The organism is Nitrosomonas sp. (assembly GCF_019752415.1).
Lineage (GTDB): Bacteria > Pseudomonadota > Gammaproteobacteria > Burkholderiales > Nitrosomonadaceae > Nitrosomonas.
This window is the reverse complement of the sequence record NZ_JAIEME010000084.1, coordinates 1-7,544: the sequence shown is the minus strand read 5'-3', so window position 1 is coordinate 7,544 and position 7,544 is coordinate 1. Positions and strand designations below refer to the sequence as shown.

At 40.4% G+C, this 7,544-nt stretch carries 9 protein-coding genes, 1 tRNA gene and 3 pseudogenes; 9 read left to right on the top strand and 4 right to left on the bottom strand.

All coding sequences use genetic code 11. The features are described from left to right. Nucleotides 1-113 precede the first annotated feature (113 nt). Both K2P83_RS12395 and K2P83_RS12390 read right to left on the bottom strand, forming a co-directional pair. The gene (locus K2P83_RS12395) at nucleotides 114-710 is read right to left on the bottom strand and encodes an SCO family protein (protein WP_292929631.1); all 597 of its coding nucleotides are present in this window, start codon (nucleotides 708-710) and stop codon (nucleotides 114-116) included. 120 nt (nucleotides 711-830) lie between these two features. Further along, nucleotides 831-2,180: a hypothetical protein gene (locus K2P83_RS12390; protein ID WP_292929629.1), complete on the bottom strand. Its 1,350-nt coding sequence runs from the start codon at nucleotides 2,178-2,180 to the stop codon at nucleotides 831-833. Nucleotides 2,181-2,661: 481 nt separating this feature from the next. Here K2P83_RS12390 and K2P83_RS12385 point away from each other — a divergent pair, with 481 nt between their 5' ends. From K2P83_RS12385 to K2P83_RS12360, 6 genes and pseudogenes are all read left to right on the top strand, one after another. Continuing rightward, nucleotides 2,662-2,907, top strand: a complete 246-nt coding sequence (locus K2P83_RS12385; protein ID WP_292929627.1) for a hypothetical protein — start codon at nucleotides 2,662-2,664, stop codon at nucleotides 2,905-2,907. 156 nt (nucleotides 2,908-3,063) lie between these two features. Further along, nucleotides 3,064-3,306 (top strand): transposase, encoded by a 243-nt coding sequence (locus K2P83_RS12380; RefSeq protein WP_292929625.1) that lies wholly within the window; start codon nucleotides 3,064-3,066, stop codon nucleotides 3,304-3,306. Between the two features lie 202 nt (nucleotides 3,307-3,508). Beyond that, a complete protein-coding gene (locus K2P83_RS12375; protein ID WP_292929623.1) occupies nucleotides 3,509-4,699 on the top strand; it encodes a porin in 1,191 nt (396 codons plus the stop codon). Between the two features lie 121 nt (nucleotides 4,700-4,820). Further along, a pseudogene (locus K2P83_RS12370) lies at nucleotides 4,821-4,974 on the top strand (transposase); the annotation flags it as partial. A gap of 30 nt (nucleotides 4,975-5,004) precedes the next feature. Then, complete coding sequence (locus K2P83_RS12365; protein ID WP_292929621.1) at nucleotides 5,005-5,337, top strand: ATP-binding protein; 333 nt, start codon at nucleotides 5,005-5,007, stop codon at nucleotides 5,335-5,337. Between the two features lie 620 nt (nucleotides 5,338-5,957). Continuing rightward, nucleotides 5,958-6,248, top strand: coding sequence for a hypothetical protein (locus K2P83_RS12360; protein ID WP_292929619.1), 291 nt, complete (start codon nucleotides 5,958-5,960; stop codon nucleotides 6,246-6,248). A gap of 226 nt (nucleotides 6,249-6,474) precedes the next feature. On the opposite strand, the pseudogene K2P83_RS12355 reads toward K2P83_RS12360, so the two are convergent. Continuing rightward, a pseudogene (locus tag K2P83_RS12355) lies at nucleotides 6,475-6,652 on the bottom strand (arsenical pump-driving ATPase); the annotation flags it as partial. A gap of 61 nt (nucleotides 6,653-6,713) precedes the next feature. On the opposite strand from K2P83_RS12355, the pseudogene K2P83_RS12350 reads away from it, so the two are divergent. The 3 genes and pseudogenes from K2P83_RS12350 to K2P83_RS12340 all read left to right on the top strand — a co-directional run. Continuing rightward, nucleotides 6,714-6,863: pseudogene (locus tag K2P83_RS12350) on the top strand (transposase); the annotation flags it as partial. An 89-nt stretch (nucleotides 6,864-6,952) separates the two neighbouring features. Beyond that, the gene (locus K2P83_RS12345) at nucleotides 6,953-7,096 is read left to right on the top strand and encodes a hypothetical protein (RefSeq protein WP_292929617.1); all 144 of its coding nucleotides are present in this window, start codon (nucleotides 6,953-6,955) and stop codon (nucleotides 7,094-7,096) included. Between the two features lie 44 nt (nucleotides 7,097-7,140). Continuing rightward, on the top strand, nucleotides 7,141-7,293 hold the full coding sequence (locus K2P83_RS12340; RefSeq protein WP_292929615.1) for a hypothetical protein: 153 nt from the start codon (nucleotides 7,141-7,143) through the stop codon (nucleotides 7,291-7,293). A gap of 142 nt (nucleotides 7,294-7,435) precedes the next feature. Here the strand turns inward: K2P83_RS12340 and K2P83_RS12335 are convergent. Then, nucleotides 7,436-7,512 (bottom strand) — tRNA-Met (locus tag K2P83_RS12335). Nucleotides 7,513-7,544 lie beyond the last annotated feature (32 nt).

Below are 7,544 nucleotides of genomic sequence, written 5' to 3'. Positions count from 1 at the left end.
TGGCGCTAAGGATTTATCAAGGGAGGAAATAATAGATCTGGGATTGACATTGATCTCCATGGTGTAAGCAGAATCTATCAAGGCAAATAATAGAAATACAATAGTGATCGACTTCATACCTTAAATAAATCCTTTTTTTCCCTGAACATTCTTACAATATCGCTCGCATCCTTTAGGGCATCGAACATAACTCTAATTCTTCCTTCCCGATCTATCAAAAATGCAGATGTACTATGATCGACTTGATAGTTAGATAAATTGCCTTCATTTTTCGTATAGAATATTACTTCCACTCCAAAAGTTTTTTTAAAACGCTCTAGTTCTTCACCCTCAAAACGTAAATAGGAAATTTTAGAACTAAAGTTCTGAGTATATTGAGATAAAGTAGCAGCTGAATCTCTATCGGGATCCACAGTTACAAAAGTTCCATTTATCGGAATTTGCTCGTCAGCCGCAGCCTTAACCAGCATCGCTAAGTTAGCCATGGATATGGGACAAACATCTTTGCAATGTGAAAATCCAAAAACAACAAGTTGCCAGTTATTGCCCTCATTTGCATGCGCTTGTCTTAAGTGAGCAATACTTTCTGCTTGAAGAGGTATAGGACGCGGCAGAATCACAGTCGCTGCTTTAGTATCAACTTGAGTTAAAACAAGCAATGTCACCATAACAGCCAGGAAATGGAATTTTTGTAGGTTTACTGTTTTCAATTTACTTATTCATTGTAATTATCTTGATGTTTTTCTTATATAAGAACAGATCAAAATCGAGCCATCTTTAATTTATCAAGTTTGTTGACGAGAAAAGACAGCTCGATATGGTCCTACTAATTAACGTAAGCCCCCAGCAGCAAAAATGCCATGAGGTTTAACAAGACCATCAGCAGGTCCCCAAACTTTTACTACGGTATCCGTTGTAGTATCTATTTTCAGCACATATCCAGAAACCCAGCTTGCTACCATTAAATAACGATTGTCTGGAGTCGGGCTGATCGTGTGAGCAACAGAATATCCTGCAGGAAGATCCTTGCCGGGCTTGAGTCTTTTCAAGAATCTTGGATTGTTGCGGTCACTTAAATCAAACACAGAAATATACCCATCATCTGCAAAGGTATTATCAAGCGTATCCTCTTCAGCAATGTAGAGCTTGCCATTTACAACTGCCAAATCAGAGGCAGAGCGAAAAACGCCATGACCTCTTGGATCATTGGTATTATCTACAATTTTTTTTGCGGTACCTTCTTGTGTATCTAGCAACCACACACTAGGAGGAATAATTTTTTTGGTATTTGATGAGGTTAGGGAAGTTTTATCAAATTGCATCGAGGCAGTTACAGCGTATCGTTCGTCCAGCCAATATACAAAATGAGTAAGCGCGGCATATTTTTTCTCGTCGCCGAGCATAATTTGACCGATTACTCGCAATTCGCCTGTTTCTCTATTAGATTTGTAGACGTCTATTAAGTTATTATCAAAAAAATATCCCGTACCAAGTCCTACAGTACCTGAGCGATTGAAATTAACGCCGTGTGTTTGTTCTGTATACCCTGGGATAACAATAGGATCCAGGCCGCTTACTAATTCATTAGTCTTATGATTTACGACGCGCACCCGGTCTGAGGTAAATTCAGTGAAATAAAGATAATCGGAATACGGTAATAAAGTGGGACCATGAATTTGGGTTCCTCTTCCAACCAACCAGTTGGGAATTGGTTGATTTTTGTTAATTGCCTCGACATGCGGAAGTTCACTAGGGGTGTTTGGCACATCTGCTGCCATTACTGACTCTACTGTGAGAGATGCCGAACCGGAATTCCAGTCAATACTATTAACTTTCAGAGCAATAACATAAGAAGGATGCTCCGAGGTATTGTCAGAAGTTACATAAATCTTATCGCCTTCTGGCAATATGACAGTATGTTGCAGAGGAAGATTGCCGGGCCAGCCACTGAGGCTAACAGGATTGACTATTATCAGCTTGTCATTGTCGTAATTAAAGAGATAAAGCATGCCATTGTAGTAATCAATGGCCGTAGCTAATGGTTGTATATATTTGTTGTAGACCTCCGGATACTTATAGCTAGATTCTAGATCATTTTCAGCACTTGTTGTCCCAGTCGAAAATACAAATACACTCGCCGCTGCCAAGAAAACCTTTTTACTTATTTTCTTTACTAACATTGTAAAACCCTCCATAACTGAACTGGTTTGAATTTTCTTACCGAATAAAATTTACGTTAAGAAATATAGTCAAGAAGGAATACGTTAATTCTGATTTTGAAAAACTAAAATCTTGAAATCGTACCCTGCCATTGATTTGAAATTACCTTAATCAATCTTGACTCTAAGCACGATATCTTCCGCATATTAAAAAAATATGACACGAACTATGATTATTCCTGGTGTATAGGAGAAGAAGAAAGCGCTGTAACCTGTTGGTAGAGATCTCGCCAGATCAATCAATAAAAAAGGAAAACAACGCAATGACAGATAACAATGTTTTGAAGCTGAATACACCAGAACATCCGTTGTAGGAAGTACTGAGAGAAGAAACGCGTAAGATGCTGGCTACTGCCATTGAAGCGGAAGTGGCTGCTTTCCTCTAGCAGTATGGCGGTTTTAAAGCTGACGAAGGAAAGTCGGTAGTGGTCGAAATGGTTATATGCCCGAACGTGCCATTCAAACCGGACTCGCCAATATTGAAGTCAAATTGTCCAAGATTTGGGATCGTTCAAGTGCTGGTATTAAATTTAACAGCAGCTTGATACCGCCGTACTTGAAACATAGCGGAAATACTGAGGAATTCCCCTTGGTTATATCTGAGAAGCATTCCAGCGGGAGATTTTGCCGAGATGCTGAAACACTTGTTGGGGCCGGGTGCACCGGGATTGCCGGCAGCCACGATTAGCCGTCTGAAGCAAAACTGTGAACAGGATTACCAGGACTGTAACCGGCGTGATTTAAGCAAGAAATGTTACATTTATGTTTGGGCCGGTGGCGTCTACAGTAACGTGAAAATGGACTGGCTATGTCTTTTAGTGATGATTGGTTCTGATGAAATGGGATGTATGAATTGCTGGTATTGTCGGGTTGTTATCGCGAATCTGAAGCGAGCTGGACGGAAGTGTTAATGGATTTGAAACAGTGCGGTCTCAAGGATGCACCCAAACTGGCTGCCGGTGACAGCATAATGGGATTGTTGAGAGCTGTAGCCAAATTATGGCATTCAAGCTTATGGAAACAGCACAGCAAAATGGTTCCGATTGAGAGGCTACAATCTGCTGCCCGATGTCGTCTCCGGTATTAAATTCATCAACGGGAGGTCAAAAACAGGTCGCAGCTTAATTCTCCATACATCAGATTTGACTATGGCTCATGTGACACAGTTATGATTCTTTATTCTCACATCAATTGTGAGAAATATCCTTAAATTTATGCCTTGCTTTAATAAAAGAGTAATGAAGAAAAATTAACATCCATTCTTCAGAACAATTTTTTTTAAACAAAACATGAATATTCAAAAATTAATGCCCAGAGTTTTAATAAGTGTTTTAGTTTTTACATCAAGTACTTCCGCGTTAGCTATGAATTTTGGTCTCGTTGGAAGAATTCAAGCTGAATATAATCATATCAATATTGAAGGTTTCTCTAATCAGGCATCGATTGAAGATCCAACTTTTTTTTCTTCGTGGGGACTCAGAGTACTCGAAGAATTAGGAAAAGGATTTAAAGCGGTTGGAATGATTGATTACGGGTTCAACCTAAATGGTGCGCAATCGGGTAACAGAGAAATGTTTGTGGGTTTATCCCAAGAATCTTTAGGTACGTTGAAATTTGGTCGAACCCATTCTCCTTTCGCCGACTTTGCCGGCGGTTGGACAATTGATCCGTTTGTTTATACTACTCTTCAGGCAACAGGTAGTGGTGGAACTATGATTGCAAGTGCCAATGGCCTGGGTTCAGCTTCATATACTGCTGTAAATAGTGTTGTACGTTTCACTTCTGCGGCTTTTAACGGATTTTCTTTTGCGGTTATGTTAATGCCAGGAGATTCAGATCGACTTGAAGCACACCTAGGGGGAATGCTCGGCGGCAAAGGTGGCAATATCGGTAATACCGGAGGAGAAAATGGAGAGTGGGATGTTCAATTCGCGGCAAAATATATTACCCAAATCCAAGACCACAAATTAGAGGTATTTAGTGGCTATTCTAGGGATAATGTAAGTTCTACTCAAAAAAAAGTACTCACAGCTAACTTAAGAACTGAAGAGGTAGCACGGGTGGGAGGGATCTGGGCATATCAAAACTTCCGAATTCAAGGTCAATATGACTATATTAGCAATGCACTAGGTGCGGCCACCTGTTCTGATGCGGCTGCATTGGGAGCTCTTGGGGAAAATTCTACTAGACAGTGCAATTCGGCAATGAATCCGGGAGGGAGTGGAGATATTTGGTATGCAGGCGGGCAATATAAATGGGGAAATACCACCTTTGTTGCTCAGGGCGGTATGACTGATGCTAATAATACTGAGGCTCTCGCAAGTAGGAAATCGAAAAGCTTTACGGTTGGAGCTCTTTATAGTTTGAGTAAACGTACAAATTTATTTGGTGGTTATCAACATGTAAATGTAATTGATAAAAATAACCCAGTGGATAGAGATCGCAATACGCTGACGATAGGAATGCGTCATCTTTTTTGATCGTTCAAGTTTATAAAAAGTGGTGTCACCGACAATGTAAAGCTAACCCACTAACGACTGACGTGGTTTACTGAAACCAGACACTCCAGTTAAGAGAAAATAGCATTAACTGGAGGAAGAAATGGTAACGAGAAAGCGGTACACGAAGGAATTCAAATCGGATGCAATCAGTCTGGTATTCGATCAGGGACATACGACGACAGAAGTATCCCGAAGTCTGGAGATCAACGCCGGAGCAGGAAGAAATCCGGCGGTTGAAAGTGCAGATCAAACAGCAGTGGTCGGTAAAAGTCGGTTGACCATTAATGTTGCTTATCAGGGTTATTCAACTAGGCATTCAAAGTGCGATCCATCACAACGGCAAATTTGATTGTGCCACTAGCCGTCACAAAAAAACAGGAACGCTTGGATACTTATCTCAAGCGCAGCATCCCGGCGCCAAACTGCCTGTAATCGATAAAATTGATTATCTGCATTTTGATCGTGCTGAAACGAGTCTGTTCTTGAATTTAATCGTTAAACAATATGAAGTGAGCAGCATCATTGTTACGAGCAATCTGCATTTCTCGCGATGGCCAGGTGCATTTGCCGATGATCAAACCCTGATCGCCGCGCATCGACTGCTTGTTACTTCCTAGACATATCGTGCAAATCTGCGGGCAAAGTTATCGCTTAAAAGAAAAGAAAGCCGCTGGAATAGTCCCGAGCGGCAGAACCTAAATAGACCGCCCGCTTAGGTCAAATTGTAAGAGGTGACTCAAAATTCAATTGCCGTTCATAACCAGAATAAAATGCGTCCGTTCAATGAGGGCAATTCCTACTTCAAACAAGTGGGATGAATGTGTAATAAATAATTAATTTTATTGTTATAGGGACGTCATGTAAAACAGATAAAGTTTGCGCGCTCGAGATCAAATTCCGAAGGAAATCGGCAGACGCCTCGTTTAATAATTACTAAAGATCATGTGATTTTGATATTTAAGACAGGGATTATCAAACTTATCCCTCAATAAAGAAAAACAATACGTATTAACCCTAAAAAGTATCCATTGAACGGTTAATAAATAAAAAAGAGTGCTTAATTCAGATAAAAATATATTTCATTAATAATTATAAGTTGCCCGGGTGATTCAGAGCATAACAGCTTAAAAATACTCAAGTGATATTTTAAGGTAAGAAACAATTTAGAAACAAAGTTTCTAAAAAATGAAAGTAGTTGCGGTTGCGCTGTTTAAAACGCCATCTTTTTTTTATTTATATGGAAGATATTATTATGCACTCTCTTAAGCAAACTAGCTCAAAGTCTCTTCATGATCTTTTAAAAACTAACTCATCAATTGTGACAACTAAACCATCTCAAATATTGACGGGGATGTTGTTCCGATCTATAGATGGTAAGCTTATGCTAACAAGTAACAACGGATATACAATTGAGCTACCAGCTGACACGATAGAAAAATTCCAAGTAGTGGATACTTCTGGTGTGTATCCGATCGTAGAATTGCGTGTAGAAGTTTCTGGAAAATTCTACTTCTTAAATCCAGGGTAAGAAGCCATTTTTCTGTTGCAAGAAGTGAAGGCTCATCACGCATCGAATCACTTTAATTTGGCTTAATGTGATTATTCCGTCGTAAGTTTCTGGGCAATTCAATAAATATTCTATTAGCTCATAAAAGCTTAATTCTTAGTTTGTTTAAATACAAGCACCATTGGTTTAAGAACTGAGATCTGAGGTAAGCTGTTTCGATATCAGCAAGTTCATTATTGGCTTGCTAACACAATAAGGGTGAGTGATAGTTGTTGCAGCAACACTGTAATTAATGATCCAAGCCCACGGTTCATACCGGCGCGGCGCAAATCGGCCTGCAGATTAGCAGCTTTCAGTGTCGGAGTGGTTCCCATCAATGTTACCAGCAGTATCTTGGTTTGCTTAGGGTTTTGCAGTTGCATCATGACGTGGTTTACTGAAACTGGACAGTCCAGTTAAGAGAAAATTGTTTAACTGAAGGAAGAAATGGTAACGAGAAAGCAGTACACGAAGGAATTCAAATTGGATGTGATCAGCTGGGTATTGAATCAGGGTCATACGACGACAGAAGCATCTCGAAGTCTGGAAATCAATGCCAACATGCTGAGGAGGTGGATCATGGAATACCAAGCGGATGATGCTGATCAGGTGGTCAAGCGGTTTCAACGGTTTCTATTCTATCGGTTTCAAATGAAACACCAGAAGAAAATCGAACACTGGAAGAATTGCAGGCAGTTGTAAATAGTGCAGACCAGCTTAATCTTGATGGTAGCGACGCTGATGAGCTTTACAAAAACAGCCGAGCACTGAAAGAAAAGGCATTAGCGATGCAGGCAAAGCTTGAGTACGATGTGGCAATGGGCATTTGATTTTACGAGATGACGTACATAAGGCCGCATTTGAGGCAAGCAGGATGCTTAGGGATAAATTGCAAGGCTTACCGCAGCAGACAGCACCAAATCTTCACGGAAAAACTGTAATTGAAATGCAGCATATTTTAAGTGACGAAATAAATCTCTTGCTGACTCAATTTTGTGTCGATCTGGAAGCCAAGAATTTGATATGAATCGAAGATGGATCGCTTCCATTTAACGCAGACCCGGATTCATTCCGGGTTTTTTATTGCTTGGCGTTGAAAATTGGTGGTGACATTGAAAATAGAAACAAAAAAGCACTTAGGGTTTTATTCTCTAAGTGCCTGATTTGTTTGGTTGCGGGGGCAGGATTTGAACCTACGACCTTCGGGTTATGAGCCCGACGAGCTGCCAGACTGCTCCACCCCGCGTCAGGAGCGGGATTATAGCACAAGCAAACACG

Coding starts and splice junctions, on each gene's coding strand:
- K2P83_RS12390 (WP_292929629.1), bottom strand. CDS start 2,180: ATGTTAGTAAAGAAAATAAGTAAAAAGGTTTTCTTGGCAGCGGCGAGT.
- K2P83_RS12385 (WP_292929627.1), top strand. CDS start 2,662: ATGCCCGAACGTGCCATTCAAACCGGACTCGCCAATATTGAAGTCAAA.
- K2P83_RS12380 (WP_292929625.1), top strand. CDS start 3,064: ATGTATGAATTGCTGGTATTGTCGGGTTGTTATCGCGAATCTGAAGCG.
- K2P83_RS12375 (WP_292929623.1), top strand. CDS start 3,509: ATGAATATTCAAAAATTAATGCCCAGAGTTTTAATAAGTGTTTTAGTT.
- K2P83_RS12365 (WP_292929621.1), top strand. CDS start 5,005: ATGTTGCTTATCAGGGTTATTCAACTAGGCATTCAAAGTGCGATCCAT.
- K2P83_RS12360 (WP_292929619.1), top strand. CDS start 5,958: ATGGAAGATATTATTATGCACTCTCTTAAGCAAACTAGCTCAAAGTCT.
- K2P83_RS12340 (WP_292929615.1), top strand. CDS start 7,141: ATGCTTAGGGATAAATTGCAAGGCTTACCGCAGCAGACAGCACCAAAT.